The 18,709-nt window shown below is 53.7% G+C and carries 16 protein-coding genes and 1 riboswitch; of the genes, 8 read left to right on the forward strand and 8 right to left on the reverse strand.

Annotation, left to right across the window (positions count from 1 at the left end; genetic code table 11):
- The first annotated feature begins 215 nt into the window (after positions 1-215).
- Together I2D83_RS02535 and I2D83_RS02540 are read left to right on the forward strand one after the other, a co-directional pair.
- Positions 216-1,862: a Na/Pi cotransporter family protein gene (locus tag I2D83_RS02535; RefSeq protein ID WP_015841896.1), complete on the forward strand. Its 1,647-nt coding sequence runs from the start codon at positions 216-218 to the stop codon at positions 1,860-1,862.
- Between the two features lie 334 nt (positions 1,863-2,196).
- A complete protein-coding gene (locus I2D83_RS02540; protein ID WP_205947469.1) occupies positions 2,197-3,186 on the forward strand; it encodes an IS110 family RNA-guided transposase in 990 nt (329 codons plus the stop codon).
- Between the two features lie 271 nt (positions 3,187-3,457).
- On the opposite strand, the gene lysC is transcribed toward I2D83_RS02540, so the two are convergent.
- Positions 3,458-4,834 carry a lysine-sensitive aspartokinase 3 gene (gene lysC, locus I2D83_RS02545; protein WP_015841895.1) on the reverse strand — a complete coding sequence of 459 codons (1,377 nt, stop codon included), beginning with the start codon at positions 4,832-4,834 and terminating at the stop codon, positions 3,458-3,460.
- A 114-nt stretch (positions 4,835-4,948) separates the two neighbouring features.
- A riboswitch (Lysine riboswitch) is annotated at positions 4,949-5,141 on the reverse strand.
- Positions 5,142-5,309: 168 nt separating this feature from the next.
- Here lysC and pgi point away from each other — a divergent pair.
- Positions 5,310-6,959, forward strand: coding sequence for a glucose-6-phosphate isomerase (pgi, locus tag I2D83_RS02550; protein WP_205947473.1), 1,650 nt, complete (start codon positions 5,310-5,312; stop codon positions 6,957-6,959).
- Positions 6,960-7,002: 43 nt separating this feature from the next.
- Positions 7,003-7,350, forward strand: a complete 348-nt coding sequence (locus tag I2D83_RS02555) for a DUF4156 domain-containing protein (RefSeq protein WP_015841893.1) — start codon at positions 7,003-7,005, stop codon at positions 7,348-7,350.
- 49 nt (positions 7,351-7,399) lie between these two features.
- Here the strand turns inward: I2D83_RS02555 and epmB are convergent, their stop codons facing one another.
- On the reverse strand, positions 7,400-8,455 hold the full coding sequence (gene epmB / locus I2D83_RS02560) for an EF-P beta-lysylation protein EpmB (protein WP_205947474.1): 1,056 nt from the start codon (positions 8,453-8,455) through the stop codon (positions 7,400-7,402).
- Positions 8,456-8,497: 42 nt separating this feature from the next.
- Between epmB and efp the strand changes: the two genes are divergently transcribed.
- The 3 genes from efp (at position 8,498) to I2D83_RS02575 (ending at position 9,834) form a co-directional block, all read left to right on the forward strand.
- Positions 8,498-9,064 carry an elongation factor P gene (gene efp / locus I2D83_RS02565; RefSeq protein WP_015841891.1) on the forward strand — a complete coding sequence of 189 codons (567 nt, stop codon included), beginning with the start codon at positions 8,498-8,500 and terminating at the stop codon, positions 9,062-9,064.
- 181 nt (positions 9,065-9,245) lie between these two features.
- On the forward strand, positions 9,246-9,377 hold the full coding sequence (locus I2D83_RS02570; protein WP_015841890.1) for an entericidin A/B family lipoprotein: 132 nt from the start codon (positions 9,246-9,248) through the stop codon (positions 9,375-9,377).
- 103 nt (positions 9,378-9,480) lie between these two features.
- The gene (locus I2D83_RS02575) at positions 9,481-9,834 is read left to right on the forward strand and encodes a DMT family protein (protein ID WP_015841889.1); all 354 of its coding nucleotides are present in this window, start codon (positions 9,481-9,483) and stop codon (positions 9,832-9,834) included.
- A gap of 41 nt (positions 9,835-9,875) precedes the next feature.
- Here the strand turns inward: I2D83_RS02575 and I2D83_RS02580 are convergent, their stop codons facing one another.
- The 5 genes from I2D83_RS02580 to frdA all read right to left on the reverse strand — a co-directional run bounded on the left by I2D83_RS02580 (position 9,876) and on the right by frdA (position 13,876).
- The gene (locus I2D83_RS02580; protein ID WP_220273996.1) at positions 9,876-10,445 is read right to left on the reverse strand and encodes a lipocalin family protein; all 570 of its coding nucleotides are present in this window, start codon (positions 10,443-10,445) and stop codon (positions 9,876-9,878) included.
- Positions 10,446-10,569: 124 nt separating this feature from the next.
- The gene (gene frdD / locus I2D83_RS02585) at positions 10,570-10,926 is read right to left on the reverse strand and encodes a fumarate reductase subunit FrdD (RefSeq protein ID WP_181847261.1); all 357 of its coding nucleotides are present in this window, start codon (positions 10,924-10,926) and stop codon (positions 10,570-10,572) included.
- 14 nt (positions 10,927-10,940) lie between these two features.
- A complete protein-coding gene (frdC, locus tag I2D83_RS02590) occupies positions 10,941-11,336 on the reverse strand; it encodes a fumarate reductase subunit FrdC (RefSeq protein WP_043881993.1) in 396 nt (131 codons plus the stop codon).
- 13 nt (positions 11,337-11,349) lie between these two features.
- Positions 11,350-12,087, reverse strand: coding sequence for a succinate dehydrogenase/fumarate reductase iron-sulfur subunit (locus I2D83_RS02595; RefSeq protein WP_015841885.1), 738 nt, complete (start codon positions 12,085-12,087; stop codon positions 11,350-11,352).
- Positions 12,080-13,876 (reverse strand): fumarate reductase (quinol) flavoprotein subunit, encoded by a 1,797-nt coding sequence (gene frdA, locus I2D83_RS02600; protein WP_205947475.1) that lies wholly within the window; start codon positions 13,874-13,876, stop codon positions 12,080-12,082. The genes I2D83_RS02595 and frdA overlap by 8 nt, the downstream gene beginning before the upstream one ends.
- Before the next feature lie 474 nt (positions 13,877-14,350).
- Between frdA and epmA the strand changes: the two genes are divergently transcribed.
- Positions 14,351-15,328, forward strand: a complete 978-nt coding sequence (gene epmA, locus I2D83_RS02605) for an elongation factor P--(R)-beta-lysine ligase (RefSeq protein WP_015841883.1) — start codon at positions 14,351-14,353, stop codon at positions 15,326-15,328.
- Between the two features lie 51 nt (positions 15,329-15,379).
- On the opposite strand, the gene mscM is transcribed toward epmA, so the two are convergent.
- Entirely contained in the window at positions 15,380-18,703 is a 3,324-nt protein-coding gene (mscM, locus tag I2D83_RS02610; protein WP_205947476.1) for a miniconductance mechanosensitive channel MscM, read from the reverse strand.
- Between the last annotated feature and the right edge of the window lie 6 nt (positions 18,704-18,709).

Below are 18,709 nucleotides of genomic sequence, written 5' to 3' on the forward strand. Positions count from 1 at the left end.
TAGCGCTAACCGGGGACGGTGTGAGGCGAAAAGAACCGTCTTATTGATTTGGATTCTGTTTTTTAAATATTGTCAGTTAATTAATTTTTATCATTAATTGATTGCCGGGATGATTTTGCTCTGACGCGGGCTGTCTCGCAGTATGGTCAGCCAACATCTGATAAGATGGTGTTCATTACGTCATCAACACATGATTAGCTGGAGGCGCGGACTTTTTGTTAACACTGCTAAATCTCCTTTCTGCGATTGCGTTACTGGTGTGGGGTACCCACATTGTCCGCACCGGTATCATGCGGGTTTATGGCACCCAGCTACGGCGGGTTCTCAGCGATAGCGTTGAGAAAAAGCCGCTGGCTTTTATGGCTGGCATTGGCGTCACTGCGCTGGTGCAGAGCAGCAATGCAACCGCGTTGCTGACGACCTCTTTTGTCTCACAAGGGTTGGTGGCATTAACGCCTGCGCTGGTGATTATTCTCGGAGCGGATGTCGGTACGGCGCTGATGGTGCGCATCCTGACGTTCGATCTGTCCTGGCTTTCTCCGCTGCTGATTTTTCTTGGCGTAATATTTTTCCTCAGCCGTAAGCAGACGCGGGTTGGTCAGATTGGCCGTGTAGCGATTGGGCTCGGGCTGATTTTGCTGGCGCTGGAAATGATTGTCGTGGCAGCGGCCCCCATTACCCAAACGTCGGGCGTGAAGGTGCTGTTTTCCTCGTTGACGGGCGACGTCATGCTGGATGCGCTGGCTGGCGCGCTGTTCGCGGTGATTACCTATTCCAGTCTGGCGGCGGTGCTGCTGACGGCTACCTTGACGGCAAGCGGTGTGATTTCGCTGGAAGTGGCGATGTGTCTGGTCATTGGTGCCAATCTGGGCAGCGGGTTACTGACGATGATGAGCACCTCGACGCAGAATGCGGAGGGGCGACGCGTGGCGCTCGGCAGCATGCTGTTCAAGCTGATTGGGTGTCTGGCTGTGTTGCCGCTGGTTGAACCGCTGTCGCGCTGGCTGACGCGTATTCCGTTGGGTGCCGAAGAGCTGGTGATCTACTTCCACCTGTTTTACAACCTGATTCGTTGCCTGCTGCTGATTCCGCTTACCGGCGTGGTGGCGCGCCTGTCCTGCGCGATGATTGCTGATTCACCGCAGGTCGATCTCCAGATGAAACCGCGCCATCTGGATACCAGTTCGCTGGACACGCCAGCGCTGGCATTGACCAACGCCGCACGGGAAACGCTGCGAATTGGCGATGTGCTGGAGCAGATGCTGCGCTTGTACCGCGAAGTGTTGCAGGGCGACCATATGCAGCGGCGGGAGATTCGCCGACTCGATGATGATGTCGATATTCTTTATACCGCGATTAAGCTGTATCTGGCGCAGATTCAGAAAGACGGGCTGGATGAGCGAGATTCCCGGCGCTGGGCGGAAGTGATCGAAGTGGCGCTGAATCTGGAACAGGCGGGGGACATTATCGAACGCATGGCAGACGACATCGCGAACCATTCTTCTGGCGTGCGTATGGCGTTTTCTACACAGGGACTGGAAGAGCTGAACCAGTTACATGAACAACTGCTGGCGAATCTGCGTCTGGGGCTGTCGGTTTTCCTGTCGGAGGATATCACCAGCGCGAAGCGCCTGCGTCGTGCCAAACATCGCTTCCGTATTATGAACCGTCGTTATGCGCATGCTCACGTCGATCGCTTGCATCAGCACAACGTACAAAGTCTGGAAACCAGTTCGCTCCATTTGAGCTTACTCGGGGACATGAACCGACTGAATTCCTTGTTCTGTGCGGTCGCGTATAACGTATTGATTGTGCCGCAGGACGGGGACGAAGAACGAGAAGAGTCACCGCTGACACTGTGATTCCCTTTGTGGGGTCTCACTGGATACAGCCGCCTATTTTTATGCTGACTGATAGATAGTTTCGTGCGCGATAATGCTGCCATTTTCATGCTACCTCGTAGCACGCGCCCGACACGGGGCGGCTTGTATCTTATCCCATGTGGTGATTAGCTATCCCCACATGGGACAGAGAGAGTTTCAACGGGCGGCAAAGATAAACCTTGTGATTGAGTTAAAACCCTCTGTTTCACCTTTCACGCCAACACTGACATTGAACGGTTACCAAGAGCATTGAATTGACTCTGAATGTACAAGCGGAACGGGCGTGACGGTTTCTGTGAAAGGGGAAATCATTATGTATTACGTCGGTATTGATATCAGTAAACGTTTTATTGATGTGTGCTTATTGGTTGATGGCATTAAAGGTAAGCGTAAGACAAAAGTTTTACCCAATGGCACAAGCTCGACAGAATCTCTGGCGCAATGGTTAGCGTTGCAAAAGTGCGAGCCCGTTCAGGCTCATATCATAATAGAATCCACCGGTATTTATCACGAACACCTGGCCTATGGTCTCCATCAGGCTGGTATTCTGGTGTCCGTGATAAATCCACATCGGATACGAGAATTCGCCAAAGGAATGGGGATATTGACCAAAACGGATAAGGTTGATGCTTATGTGCTTGCCTGTTACGGCTGCTTAAAACAACCGGATAGCTGGGCTCCCCCTTCGGAAGCAGTAAGGAAACTCAAGGCATTGCTACAGCACAGGGATAATCTGCTGAATGATAAACAACGCATAGAAAATCGTCTGAACACGCTAAAATCCACAAGACCTCCAGAAGAAATTTTGGGGTCATTGGAATCGATTGAGCAAAATTTAAAGGACGAACTGGCAAGGATTGAGCGTCTGATCGCGGAGCATATAGATAAGCATCCTAGGCTAAAAAATGACCTGACACTTCTGAAGTCGATTAGTGGTATTGGTGAACAAATCGGATGGAACATGCTAGCAATAATCCGAAGCAATAACTTTAGGAGTGCAGAACAGGTGGCCTCATATCTGGGGGTTATCCCTGTTGAACGTCGCTCAGGCAGCTCGGTACGTGGTCGGGCAAGGTTATCAAAAATAGGGCCACCAGGCATTCGGGCAAAACTCTATATGGGTGCCATAGCTGCCATCAGCCATAATCATCATGTAAAAGCGCAGTACGAACGGCTGTTGCTAAAAGGAAAGTCGAAGATGTTGGCAATAGGTGCGGCGATGAGGAAATTGGTTCATCTATGTTATGGCGTACTTCATACTCAGCAACCCTATGATAAAAATTATGGGATAGTAACCCATTAAAATGCTTGACCGGCAACACGGTTACTCAGACGCCGCTCGCCCCGTGACCCCAGGCTTTCGGCGGAAATTATGCCGCTGACGCGGTGCCTTCGTCGATATCGGGCTTAACGGACCGCTTGCGACACGTTCCCGACGTGGCGCAAGCTTTCGCCGCGTCCATGCGGCTCATCCTAAGCCTGCCATCTCCTCTGCATAATTTTTTACGCCGAATAACGGCAAAATCCGCGTCTGCATAAAAATATGACGAAGAGACCGACTATGCGTCGTGAATTTACTCGAACAGGCTGCGGTGCAGCGTCTGAACTACTCGCTCGGCATCATCACCCGGTACCAGGAAGCACAGGTTGTTGCTGCTGGCACCGTAGCAGATCAGGCGAATACGGAAAGGTTCCAGTACGCCAAACACTTCTTTTCCGACGCCACAGGCTTGAGACAGTTTGTTGCCGATCAGCGCGACCAGCGACAGATTCTCTTCAACCTCGACCCGGCACAGCGATGACAGTTCGGTCAGCAGGGCGCTGGACAGCAGGCTGTCGCCCGTTGAGGTGGAACCGGTGGTGTCGAGCGTTAGCGCTACGTTGACTTCTGACGTGGTGATCAGGTCAACGGAGATGTTGTGACGCGCCAGAATGCTGAACACTTCGGCCAGAAAACCGCGAGCGTGCAGCATGTTCAGGCTATACAGGGTGAGCAGCGTTTGTTTACGACGCAGCGCCAGCGCGCGGAACAGCGGTGGGTTTTCGGTTTTATTGCACACCAGCGTACCGCCTGCGGCCGGATCTTTGCTGGAGCCGACGAACACCGGTATATCGCTACGCACAGCGGGCAGCAGCGTCGCGGGGTGCAGGACTTTCGCACCAAATGTCGCCATTTCGGCGGCTTCTTCAAACATGATCTGGTCGATGCGTTTTGCCGTCGGCACCACGCGTGGGTCGGTCGTGTAGATGCCGGGAACATCGGTCCAGATATCAATCCGGCTGACGTTGAGAGCTTCGCCCAGCAGCGCCGCAGTATAATCGCTACCGCCGCGACCCAGCGTAGTCGTGCGGCCTTTCGCTTCACTCCCGATGAAGCCCTGTGTGATCACCAGACCTTGCTCAAGACGCGGCTGCAGCTGGCTGCGCGTCAGTTCGCCCAGCACATCGCAGTCCGGTTGTGCACGGCCAAAGTTATCGTCGGTACGCATGATTTTGCGCACATCGAACCATTCTGCCACGACGTCACGCTGACGCAGGATTTCGACAAACAGCAGGGTAGACATCAATTCGCCATGGCTGACGAGCTCATCGGTCAGCGCGTTGGACGTCGCGAGCGCCGCGGCTTCAGACAGAGTAGTGACATTGTCCAGCATGCGGTCAATCTCATCACGAATGACGCTCTGATTGGTCAGTCTGTCGATGATGGCGTATTGGATCTGGCGGATCTTCGCCAGATTTTCAGCACGCGTTTCGGGCGCCTGACCCTCTGCGAGTGCGACCAGTAAATTGGTGATACCTGCCGATGCCGACAGCACCACAACGCGTACATTCGGATTAGATAACACCACATCGGCGCTGCGATTCATGGCGTCAAAGTCCGCCACGCTGGTGCCGCCAAATTTGGCAATAACGGTAGGGTTCGCGTTTGCGGATACTTCAGTTACAGACATGTCAAAAACCTCGTGTCAGGGGGTAGGCTGTTTTCAGTAAACAGCATTCCATTAATCAGCCTTGGCACAGGGGGAGAGCAGAAGTAGGGGGCAGGCGTAGAAAATCGCTACGATACACCCAGAAGCGCTCCACCTTGCTGAACGTCCATCAGGACGAATCCGGTGACAACCCAGAGGATTCAGCCTCTGTAGTCGATAGGGTGAAAGCCGTATTTCACCGCATCTCGGCGTCGCTCCCCCTCGGATATCATCAGCGGATTACGGTTCCTCCGATACCTTACCTGGGCGACGCGCCTCTTCTGGCTTGCACACCGAGTGTGCAAGTACGGTGTTACAAATAACGGGTTATGCGGTTTCTGTCAATAAACAAAAGGACATGAATCGCTTTTAGCAAGAAAAGGGATCTCAATCGGGATTTTAAGGGATACAATCGATTCAGTCACTTTGAACTCATGCTTAGAGAGAAAGTCGCATTATGAAAAATATCAATCCAAGCCAAACTGCCGCCTGGCAGGCATTACAACACCATTTTGACGCGATGAAAGAGGTGCAAATCAGCGAGCTGTTTGCACAGGATAGCGATCGTTTCGCGCATTTTTCCGCGACGTTCGACGATCTGATGCTGGTGGATTACTCCAAAAACCGCATCACGACGGAAACGATGGAAAAACTGCACGCGCTGGCGCGGGAAACCGACCTGTCTGCGGCGATTCAGTCCATGTTTGCTGGCGAGAAAATCAACCGCACGGAAGACCGCGCCGTTCTGCACGTTGCTCTACGTAACCGCAGCAACACGCCGATTCTGGTAGATGGCAAAGATGTGATGCCGGAAGTCAACGCGGTGCTGGCGAAGATGAAAGATTTCAGCGAGCGCGTGATCGGCGGTGAGTGGAAAGGCTATACCGGGAAAACGATCACTGACGTGGTGAATATCGGTATCGGCGGCTCTGACCTGGGGCCGTTCATGGTAACGGAAGCGCTGAAGCCCTATAAAAATCACCTCAACATGCACTTTGTCTCCAACGTTGACGGCACGCATATTGCTGAAACGTTGAAGCCGCTAAACCCGGAAACCACGCTGTTCCTCGTTGCGTCAAAAACCTTCACCACGCAGGAAACCATGACCAACGCGCATAGCGCACGCGACTGGTTCCTGAACACGGCGAAGGACGAGAAGCACGTTGCCAAGCACTTTGCCGCGCTGTCTACCAACGCGAAAGCCGTCGGCGAATTTGGTATCGATACCAACAACATGTTTGAGTTCTGGGACTGGGTGGGCGGACGCTACTCCCTGTGGTCGGCAATTGGACTGTCGATCATTCTTTCTCTGGGCTTTGAGAACTTTGAAAAACTGCTCAGCGGCGCGCATGCGATGGACAAGCACTTTGCTTCCACGCCCGCAGAGAAAAACCTGCCTGTGCTGCTGGCGCTGATCGGCATTTGGTACAACAATTTCTTCGGTGCCGAAACCGAAGCGATTCTGCCGTATGACCAGTACATGCACCGCTTCGCCGCCTATTTCCAACAGGGAAATATGGAATCCAACGGCAAATCTGCCGATCGCAATGGCAATCCGGTGGATTACCAGACCGGGCCGATTATTTGGGGTGAGCCGGGCACGAACGGCCAGCATGCCTTCTACCAGTTGATTCATCAGGGCACCAAGCTGATACCGTGTGATTTCATTGCACCGGCTGTTAGCCATAACCCATTGAGCGATCACCACAGCAAGCTGCTGTCGAACTTCTTTGCACAGACGGAAGCGCTGGCGTTTGGTAAGAGCCGTGACGTAGTAGAAGCGGAATTTGCAGCGGCCGGCAAAAGTGCCAAAGATGTGGAACACGTGGCGCCGTTTAAAGTCTTTGAAGGCAACTGCCCAACCAACTCCATCCTGTTGCGCGAAATCACCCCGTATAGCCTGGGTGCGCTGATTGCGCTGTATGAACACAAGATCTTTACTCAGGGTGCGATCCTGAACATCTTCACGTTCGATCAGTGGGGCGTAGAGTTAGGTAAACAACTGGCGAACCGTATCCTGCCAGAGCTGGAAAATGACAGTACGATCGACAGCCATGACAGTTCCACTAACGGACTGATCAACCGCTTCAAAGCGTGGCGTAACTAATCGGGCCTGTGCCCTTTGGTTTTTCAATCGCAAGGAGGAAGACATGCAGGTTCGTATTTTGTTGGGACTAGCCGCGGCAGTGTTGCTGGCGGGATGCAGCAGTAGCAGTAGCCAACTCAGCGCCGCCGGGCAGGCCGTGACGTTCACGGATACCAAGCCAGGCAGCGAATGTCAGTTGTTGGGGCAGGCCAGCGGTAGCCAGTCTAACTGGCTGGCAGGCAACCATAGCGACGGAAGCTCTATGCGCGGTGCGGCAAACGATCTGCGTAATAAAGCGGCGGCGATGGGGGGCAATACGGTCTATGGCGCAACCAGCCCGAGTGAGACCTTCTGGTCAAGCTTTGCGCCGCTGGACAGCAAGATGAACGGCAGCGTCTACAAATGTCCTTAAGCTAGAGAGAAACCCGGTGAGAGTGGGGAAACCTGCTCTCACCTTATAATTACTCCACCGATCGCTCAGTGTCGTCCTGATGCTGCTTCATCCCTAAATCCAGCGGCGTTTTACTGGCTTCACCACCAATTTCTCGCGCCAGACGCGGCACCAGATAGCCGGATACCTTCTTCAACAGCGCTTTGACCAAGATGCGCGCCTCGTTGTCATCCACCAGAAAATGCGCGGCACCCTGTACCTTATCCAGTACGTGCAGGTAATAAGGCAGAATGCCTGCGTCAAATAGTGCATTGCTGAGCTGGGCGAGCGTGTCCGCGCTGTCATTCACCCCGCGCAGCAGCACGCTTTGGTTGAGCAGCGTCACGCCTGCACGGCGTAAACGCGCCATACCTTGTGTTAAATCAGGATCAATTTCCTGCGGGTGGTTAATATGCGTCACCAGCAACACCTGAAGCGAACTGCGGGACAGACGATCGCATAGCGCGTCGGTAATGCGGGCAGGGATCACCACCGGCAAGCGGCTGTGAATACGCAGACGTTTCAGATGTGGAATATGTTCCAGCTCGGTGATCAGCCAGTCCAGTTCGTGATCCTTGGCCATCAGCGGGTCGCCGCCGGAAAAAATGATTTCATCCAGTTCGGGATGCTGGCGGATATAATCCAGCGCCTGACGCCAGTTAGCCTTATTGCCTTGATTATCCTGATAGGGGAAATGGCGGCGGAAGCAGTAGCGGCAGTTCACCGCGCAGCCGCCTTTAACCAGCAGTAACGCACGGTTGTGATATTTGTGCAGTAGCCCCGGCACGACGCTGTGTTGCTCATCAAGCGGATCGTGGGTGAAGCCTGGCGTGGCAGTAAACTCCTCACGCGCGGTCAATACCTGTAGCAGCAACGGATCGTCAGGATTGCCTTTTTGCATCCGTGCAGCGAAGGCGCGCGGTACTCGCAGAGCAAAAAGTCTGCGTGCATCATTGCCTTGCCGAAGTTTTGCGTGATCGCTCAGTGCCAAAAGTTGCAGTAATTCATCAGGATCGGTAATTACGTCTGCAAGTTGCTGCAACCAATCTTCTCTGGAAGGTATATTTAGGGTTACAATGTGTGCCATTTTTTTGGCTTCGTACCAGTATTAAAATTGTAGAGGGCCTTTATGGCGACTTATTCTAGCAACGATTTCCGTTCCGGTCTTAAAATCATGTTCGAAGGCGAGCCGTATGCCATCGAATCCAGTGAATTTGTGAAGCCGGGTAAAGGCCAGGCTTTTGCTCGTGTAAAAATGCGTCGCCTGTTGACAGGTTCTCGCGTTGAAAAAACCTTCAAATCTACCGATTCTGCAGAAGGCGCAGACGTTGTAGATACCAACATGAACTACCTGTATAACGACGGTGAGTTCTACCACTTCATGCACCCTGAGACGTTTGAACAGCATCAGGTTGAAGAGAAGACCGTTGGTGATTCTGCAAAATGGCTGCAGGACAATGCTGAATGTATCGTTACCCTGTGGGATGGCCGTGCTATCGCTGTTCAGCCGCCGAACTTTATCGAAGCTGAAATCACCGATACCGATCCTGGCCTGAAAGGCGATACCGCAGGAACAGGCGGTAAGCCAGCTACGCTGAGCACTGGCGCGGTCGTTAAAGTGCCATTGTTCGTACAGATCGGCGAAGTGGTCAGAGTTGACACGCGTTCTGGTGAGTACGTTTCACGCGTTAAGTAATGTATCTGGAAATGCCGCCTTCTATAAGGGCGGCTTTTTTAATTCATTCTCTCCTCACGTAAGCCTCCCTCTGTTTTGCTCTTCATCCGAAAAAACCGCCACAAGCATTAAAATTGGCTACGCTTAAAAAGCAGTCCTTTCGTACCGTTGAAATCCTATTCTCATAAAGAAGGAACCGAGTATGTTGAAGAAAGCTTGTGTTGCCATTTTCTCTCTGGTTATTCTCTCTGCGGTGGTGGGGTGCAATACCACTCGAGGTGTTGGGCAAGATGTGGAAGCGGGTGGTAAGGCTATTCAGCGCAGCGCCCAATAGAAATAAGTCGTAATAACTTTTCCGAGTGGAAGAAAATGCCGTTTATGGTGTTTTCTTCCCCGCGGCGAGATAATGTGAAAGTGGATCACTCGGAGAAGTAATAATGTCGCCTATTTTCATTACTGTCGGCATGCTGACATTGAGTAATATATTTATGACGTTCGCCTGGTACGGACATTTACGCTATTTCAGCGGTCGTACCTGGATCATTGCCGCGTTGGTCAGCTGGGGGATCGCATTATTTGAATACCTCTTGCAGGTGCCGGCAAATAGGATCGGTTATCAGGTTGCTTCTGCCGGTCAGTTGAAAATATTGCAGGAAGTGATCAGCCTTTCCGTATTTATCCCTTTCTCCATGATTATTTTAAAAGAGCCGTTCCGCACTGATTATATTTGGGCGGGGCTATGCCTGCTGGGCGCGGTTTTCTTTATGTTTCGCGATAAGATTATGGGATAACGCGCCGTTCTATCCCCTGTGTTGCGACCAATACGATCGGGTTACTGATTGACCCAAATGAGCGCCTCTGTTGGGAAACCGTAGCGTTTGGCTGTGGCGAGCAGTTTGTCGCGTGTCACGGCATCCAGCGTTGGCGTGCGTGAGAGAATCCACAGGTAGTCACGGTTCGGCCCGCAAATCAGGGCGTAGCGGTAATCGTCATCCAGCTCGATAATGTTGTAGCCGCCATAAAACGGCCCGAAGAACGACACTTTTAGCGCGCCTCGCTGAGGCGATCCCGTGAAATAGGCTTTCCCGGTGCTCTCTTTCCATTCCTGTTTTTCGACGTTAAAGCCACGGTTGATAACCTTGATGCCGCCGTCATCCCGCGGGCTGTAGGTTGCCGTTACGCGTTCCAGATTGCGCTCAAAGCGGTGGTCGAGACGGGCGATCTCATACCATGTGCCGAGGTAGCGATTGACGTCAAAATTTTCCACTACGGTGACATTATCGGGCGGCGTTACGCTACAGGCGACAGAAAAGAGCGCCACCAGCGCGGCAACGCAGGCTTTCCCGCGACGTTTGATTGTTAATAGCAGGTTTTTGAAGAACAGGGCGTTAAAGGGCATCATATTGACGTCTCATCGTTTTCATCACTGTTCCAGTGTAGACGATGGGCGTGGTCCGGCGGGAAAAATAAACGGCCTGCGGCGATGTCGTGCAGGCCGTTGAGTACAACTTTACAGATGTTACATCTTACAGTGTGACGACGCCGATGACGGTAACCACGGTCAGGATTGCCGCCAGACCGTAGAACACCCATTTTCCGGCAGGAACGTGGATTTTCAGGTCATGCATCGCGTGGTGGATGCGGTGCAGGCCACACCAGATTGGCAGCACAATCATCAGTAGTAAAAAGACGCGGCCGATAAAGCTCTGGCTGAATGCGGCGATGCGCTCATAGGTTAACGCATCCGGGAACAGCCCCAGAGGCAGCATTATACCGACCAGTAGGATCATCACCGGGGCGAAGAATGCGCTCCACATCCCGCCGGCGCCGAACAGGCCCCAGAAAGGTGGTTCGTCAGAACGTTTTGGCGTTGGGTTAATCACGTTATTTCTCCTGTTCAGAATAGTAAGGCGATCGCCAGAACGGCTACGGTTACCACCACGGTGACAGCCCACAGCCCTTTAATGATTGGCTCTGGCCCCATTTTTTCATCTTTAACGACGATGATGCTGGCCTTCGGCGCCAGTTCAAACCAGGTTTTGGTATGCAGCGCGGCGGCAAGTAGAGCCACAATATTAATCAGCAGTACCAGCGGGTTTTGCAGGAAGCTGACGAAGTGTGCCCAGCCTTCCGGCCCGTTCTTCAGTGCGAAGACGCCGCACATCAGTACGATGCTGAACCAGACGGCAGGGACGGCCGTCCCCTCACGCAGCATATAAAAGCGGTAGAACCCCAGTTTTTTCCACCAGGTCGGCGACACGTCGCGAACATACGCTTTACGTTTAGATGTCATCATTGTCCCTCCCTTATTGTGGTTTCAGCATGGCGATCATGAAGTCTTTCGCGCTTTCGACTTTACCTTGCTGGATCGCAGCGGCAGGGTCGACGTGCTTCGGACACACTTCTGAGCAGTAGCCCACAAACGTACAGGACCAGACGCCATTATTACCGTTCAACTGCGGCATACGTTCTTTCTTGCCGTGATCGCGGTTGTCCAGGTTATAACGGTGTGCCAGCGTAATCGCCGCCGGGCCGATGAACTCAGGGTTCAGGCCAAACTGCGGACAGGCCGCGTAGCACAAACCACAGTTAATACAGCCGGAGAACTGGTGATACTTTGCCATTTGCGCCGGGGTCTGCTTGTTCGGGCCGTCAGCAGGTTTACGATCGTTGCCGATGATATACGGCTTGATGGCTTCCAGGCTCTCGATGAAGTGGGTCATATCGACCACTAAATCACGCTCAATGGGGAAATTGCCCAACGCTTCGACCTTCAGACCGTTCGTATAATCACGCAGAAAGGTTTTGCAGGCCAATTTAGGGACATTATTCACCATCATGCCGCAGGAGCCACAGATTGCCATACGGCAGGACCAGCGGTAGGAGAGGTCCGGTGCCAGGTTATCTTTGATATAACCCAGCGCATCCAGCAGGGAAGTCTGCGTGTTGTACGGGACGTCGAACGCTTCAAAATAGGGTTCGCGATCCTGTTCAGGGTTATAGCGCATGACTTCCATTTTCAGGGTTTTGATCGTCTCAGCCATTCGCCTGCTCCTTCTTGCTGCCTTCCTGTGCATCACCTTCTGCACCGTATACGCGTTTGGCCGGTGGAAGTTTGGTAATCTTCACATCGCTGTACTCCAGACGAGGTGCGCCTTCCGGGTTATAGAACGCCAGCGTATGCTTCAGGAAGTTAACGTCATCACGCTCGGTGCAACCCTCATCCAGACGCTGGTGCGCGCCGCGAGACTCTTTACGGTTGATTGCCGAGTGCGCCATACATTCCGCAACATCCAGGCTGTGGCCCAGCTCAACGGTGTACAGCAGATCGGTGTTGAACACGCTGGAGCGGTCGGTGATTTTCACGCGTTTGAAGCGCTCTTTCAGCTCCGCAATTTTATCGACGGTTTTCTGCATCAGATCGGTGGTGCGGTAAATACCACAGCCTTCTTCCATCGACATGCCCATTTCGTCGCGGATTTTCGCCCAGCTTTCGGTGCCTTCCTGATTCATCAGGTCATGCAGGCGCTGTTCGATATCCCGCGTTTGCGCGTCCAGCGCTGAACCGTTGGCCGGCGCTGCGGCTTGCGCGCGCTGTACGGCGTGTTCACCCGCAACACGCCCAAAGACCACCAGTTCGGCCAGTGAGTTTGAGCCCAGACGGTTCGCGCCGTGCAAGCCAACAGAGGAACATTCACCGACGGCGAAGAGACCCTTGATGCGGGTTTCGCAGTTTTGATCGGTTTCAATGCCGCCCATTGTGTAGTGCGCGGTAGGACGAATAGGAATCGGCTCTTTCACCGGATCGACGCCAACATAGGCTTTTGCCAGTTCGCAGATGAACGGCAGACGTTCCAGAAGTTTCTTCTCGCCGAGATGGCGCAGATCGAGGTAAACCACATCGCCCAACGGGGTTGAGACGGTGCGGCCTGCGCGCCATTCGTGCCAGAACGCCTGCGACACTTTATCGCGCGGCCCCAGCTCCATGTATTTGTTTTTCGGCTGACCAAGCGGTGTTTCCGGGCCCATGCCGTAGTCTTGCAGGTAACGGTAACCGTCTTTATTGACCATGATGCCGCCTTCGCCGCGACAGCCTTCGGTCATCAGGATACCGGAACCGGGCAGACCGGTCGGGTGATACTGAACGAATTCCATATCACGCAGCGGTACGCCGTGGCGGAACGCCATGCCCATACCGTCGCCAGTGACGATGCCGCCGTTGGTGTTGTAACGGTACACGCGACCTGCGCCGCCTGTTGCCAGCACCACGGCATTAGCACGGATCTGAACCAGCGACCCTTCCATCATATTGATGGCAACGAGACCGCGGGCCTGACCGTCATCGACCAGAACGTCGAGGACAAAATGCTCGTCAAAACGTTGGATTTGCGGATATTTAAGGGAGGTTTGGAACAGCGTATGCAGCATGTGGAAGCCGGTTTTATCGGCAGCAAACCAGGTGCGCTCGATCTTCATCCCGCCAAAGCGGCGAACGTTGACAGAACCATCCGGTTTACGGCTCCAGGGGCAGCCCCACTGTTCCAGTTGAATCATCTCTTCCGGGCAGCGTTTGACGAAGTGCTCAACAACGTCCTGTTCACACAGCCAGTCGCCACCAGACACGGTGTCGTTGAAGTGATAATCGAAGCTATCGTGTTCCTGAGTCACTGCTGCTGACCCACCTTCTGCCGCCACGGTATGGCTACGCATTGGGTAGACTTTTGAGATCAGCGCAATTTTCAGTTGAGGGTTGGCTTCTGCGGCAGCAATTGCCGCTCGCAGGCCAGCACCCCCGGCCCCGATAATGGCCAAATCGGCGTTAAAGGTTTGCAATGCATTCCTCCAGTTACTTAAGTTAATTAAGTTAAAATAAAAAAATAATATCTATTCATTTCTGTCTTTATATCCGAGCTTAATATCAAACCCGCTGAAAATTATGTGATAGAGGTATAAAGAATAGATAAACCTATAATTTTTGTGTGGGAATAATTATACCGAATTATAGGTAGATGAAATTTGATGTGATCCCGCATTTTGTCGTTTTTTCAGCGAGTCTCGTATTTATTGATAAAAACGTGATCGAAAGGCTTATTTAGGGGGAAATAATGCTTTTATTTCTTTAATAACCCTTTTGAGGGGGATATAAGAAAATGATCCACTGGATATAATTTATGGCTGCTATCCTGACCGCTCCCTATCTAAAGGTAGAGCATAGATTGCTGAAAAGCGCGTCTGGCCTTTTTTCCGCTGGAAATTTGGGCTGATGCGGGTAGACTGCACCCCCTGTTTGACTTTGGAGTAAGAACCATGAGCGAGACGACAAGTTGGCAACCTAGTGCTTCTGTCGCTAATTTGTTGAAACGAGCGTCGATCATTGCTGCTATTCGACGTTTCTTCACCGATCGTGGTGTACTGGAGGTCGAAACGCCTGCGATGAGTCAGGCTACGGTAACGGATATTTTCTTATACCCGTTCCAGACCCGTTTCGTTGGCCCCGGTGCTGCGGATGGTATGACGATGTACTTGATGACCAGCCCGGAATACCACATGAAACGTCTGCTGGCGGCTGGCAGCGGACCGATTTTTCAGCTGTGCCGCAGTTTCCGCAATGAAGAATCAGGCCGACACCACAACCCTGAATTCACCATGCTGGAATGGTATCGCCCTCACTATGATATGTACCGCCTGATGAATGAGGTCGATGACCTGTTGCAGCAGGTACTGGATTGTGAAAGCGCAGAGATGCTCTCTTATCAGCAGGCGTTTCTACGCCATCTGGAGCTCGATCCTCTGTCTGTCGACAAAGCGCAACTGCGCGAAGCGGCAGAAAAACTCGGATTGGGCGATATCGCCTGCCGCGAAGACGATCGCGATTCGCTGGTTCAGATGCTCTTTACCTTTGGCGTTGAGCCGCACATCGGGCGCGACAAGCCAGCGTTTGTCTACCATTTCCCCGCCACGCAGGCCTCGCTGGCTGAGATCAGTTCGGAAGATCATCGCGTCGCCGAGCGCTTTGAAGTCTATTTCAAGGGGATCGAACTGGCGAATGGCTTCCGCGAACTGACCGATGCCGATGAGCAACGTCAACGTTTCGAGCAGGATAACCGTAAGCGCGCCGCGCGTGATTTGCCACAGCAGCCGATTGATGAAAATCTGCTGGCAGCGCTGAAACACGGTCTGCCGGAGTGTGCTGGTGTAGCGTTAGGTGTGGATCGTTTGATCATGCTGGCGCTGAACGCCGAAAAGCTAAGTGACGTGATTGCGTTCTCGGTAGAGCGCGCGTAGCAAGCCTCATGAAGGGCGGTGCCACCTCTGGCCGCCGCCCATTTTCCTCTCTTATAAACTGCCCGGTGTCCGCTGCCGTGGCGTCAGCGTTCTTCCACTGCGCGACAGATTGTCCATTCTTACCTGGAACGGTGGGAAAGGAAGATCCAGATTGTGCTTGCGGTAGTTTTCCAGAATCAGCTGATGCAGTTCATGGCGCAGCGGCATACGGTGCCCCATTTCAGCGGCGAACACGCGCAGTTCGAAAATCTGAATCCCCTGTTGCAGGTCAACCAGGAAGGCTTCGGGCTCTGGCGTATCCAGAATCAGCGAACAACGCTTCACCGCATCCATCAGCAGTTCTGTGACTTCCTGACTGTTCGCGTCCGCCGGAGCGGGCACCGTCAGCACAACACGTGTGACGGAATCCGACAGTGACCAGTTGATAAACTGCTCGGTAATAAATGCCTTGTTTGGCACGATGATCTCTTTGCGGTCCCAGTCGGAAATGGTGGTGGCGCGGGTATTAATACGCATGACGCTACCCGTGAGATCGCGGATCGTAACGGTATCGCCGATACGGATCGGTTTCTCAAATAGGATGATCAGGCCAGAGATAAAGTTGGCGAAGATCTCCTGCAAGCCGAAGCCGAGTCCCACACCCAGTGCGGCTACTAGCCATTGCAGCTTCGACCACTCAATCCCGATCAGCGAGAACCCCATCAGACAGCCGATCAACATCAGAATATATTTGCTGATGGTGGTAATGGCGTAGCCGCTACCCGGCGACAGATCGAGATGCTGTAGGATCGCCAGTTCCAGCAGGGCAGGCAGGTTACGCACCAGCTGCGCGGTAATAATGAAGATCAGTATGGCGATCAGCACCGATCCCAGCGTAATCGCCTGTACGCTCTCCACACCTTTGACCGTGCTGGAGACATCCCACAGGCTGATATTTTCCAGGAATGCGAAGGCGGAGTGAATTTCCGACCACAGCGCGATAACGGAAACCAGTGCAATCAGCGTCAGAATGGATCGCACCAGTTGCAGCGATTTGGCGCTGATGGCGTCCAGATCGACAACGGGTTCTTCCACCGCTTCCGAACTGCTTTCATGGGACGACGCAGACGGCGTGTCTTCTTCACCTTTGGCACGCTGCGCCAGAATTTCCGAACGTCGCTGCTTGGCGCGGTCGAAGGCGATGCGACGTCGCTGAATCAGCATCCAGCGGCGAATAATATGGTAAACCACCAGCAGGAAGAACCAGATAGAGACGGAGGTTTCCAGACGGGCCAGCAGCGCCTGTGCGGTCGCCAGATAGCCGATGCAGGAGGCCAACGCAGCAACGAGCGGCATGGCGATCAGGATATTCCACATCGCACGGTTAACGGAGTTTTCCCCTGAGCCTTCTTTATCCAGATACAGCGGGATACCGGCGCGTTTTAACCCGGTTGTGACCAGACTCAACGCCATACAGAGAAGGATGAAACAGAGCCGCCCCAGCGTGCTGGAAAACTCGCGATCGTTGAGCTTATCGAACGTAATCAGCGCCATAATCAGCGGCACGATAAAGGCGATGGAAAGGCGATAATAGCGCATCGCTCTGGCAACGCGCTCCGGCGACCAGCGGAAGTGGACAATGAACAATCCCTGCGGGTGCGCGAATGAGGCGCTGATCATCACCAGCCACATCAACGGCACAGTGGCGGTCACGCTGTCGCCGATGGCGACGGCAATCGGATAAGGCCAGGCGTTTTGCAGCCCGTAGCCCAGCGCTGCCCAGAGTACCGGCAGTGGCAGAGCGGTAAGGATGGACCAAAATACGGTACGCAGCGTCAGCATAAAGTGATCGAGCGTGACCTTGCCGACGCGGCTGCTGGCGCGCTCCATAAACGCATGATAGTGACGACGGGAACTGATGCTGAAGCCCACCAACAGCAGCGCGCCCAACAGCGGCAGCACGGTTTCCTGACTAGTCACCATCATGACCAGCGCGCTACCCAACTGCGTCAGCGTATCCAGTGACAGCAGACGCGTCAGATCCTGCACCAGTTTGAGCGGATAGGCGAACGTCACAGGATCGACATCCGCAACCCAGAACAGATCGCGGTGGGCCGCTTCGCGTGTTTCGGTCAATGCATCCGCCAGTTGGTTATTGGCGACTTTGAGTTTGGTCAGTTCGAGTATCTGTGAGTCACAGCCGGAGATCAGCGAGGTTAGCAGGTCACGCTGAGTACGCATCTGATCGGTCAGAATACGCTGCTGCGCACTGGTCAACGGATCGCCGTTATCCTGTTTGGCGTTATCAAGATCCTGCGGCTTGTTGATCAGGTCTTCAAAGTGCAGCCGCTGTACGCGCAGCTGCGCCATGTCGCTATCCAGCAGCTGAGGCTTGGGCATTTCCGGCAGGCGCGCTATCTGCGCCCGTAACGTTTCTCCCAATATCGGTGAGACGCCGAGCCACTGTGCCTGTTCGCGGATAGTGCTCAGCGCCTGACGAACCTGAATGGTGTGCGTGGCAGCCTGACGCTGTTGAGAGGCGATAAGGTCCATCCGCTGCGCCTGTTGGTTCAGCGCGACGGAGAGCTCGCGGTTAACCTGTAGCTGCTTGCTGATGACGCTGGGTAAGTCGCCACTTTGTTCAGCGAGAAGTTCTGTGCGTTCTAATGCCTGCTCAGCCTCGCGCTGGCGCAGGTTATTGAGCCGGCTGCGTAAATCCTGTTGCAGCAGATCCAGCCTGTCGTGACGCTTCTTATACAGCTCGACGCGTAGCCGGGACAGCTCCTGACGATTGCTGGCGGAAAGCTGCGCCAGTTCCAGTTCGTCCACCCGGCTTTTGCGCAGTGCGGATTCGGCCTGAAGCGCGACGAGCTGTGCTTGCCCCAGCGGCGTGGCGGGTGTCCCGAGAGACTGAATACGGCGCTCGGCCTCGCTTTGCATGCGGCTGGCTTCCGTTTGCTGCTGCGGAAGCTGGCTCAGTGAATCGCCGATCTCACGCAGCCGATCTTGTTCCTGCTGGAGTTGGCGCGCCTGTTCCAGCAATTGGCTGCTCGTTTGCAGCAACTGTTGTTCGAGATCGTTACTGGAGAGACTTTCTGAAATGGACGAGGGCTTGCCGTCTTCGGCGTTAAGCTGGCGTCGCAGCTCCTGAACCAGTTTGGGGAAGTCATCAATAACGCGTTGATACTGTGTGGCGCGCTCCAGTGACTCTTTGCGATCCTGTAGGGTGTTCAGTGCAGCCTGATATTCCTCAACGATCTTTGCCTGATCGGCTGCACCTTTGTTCGCTTCCGCCTGCTGTAGCTGCTGGCGTAACTGCGCCTCATTGGGCGCAGTGGCAGCCAACGTGGCAGTTGATAATAAACATCCCAGAAGAAAAGTCAGAATCAGACGCACGTTAGC

The sequence above is a fragment of the Pectobacterium aroidearum genome (assembly GCF_015689195.1).
GTDB lineage: Bacteria > Pseudomonadota > Gammaproteobacteria > Enterobacterales > Enterobacteriaceae > Pectobacterium > Pectobacterium aroidearum.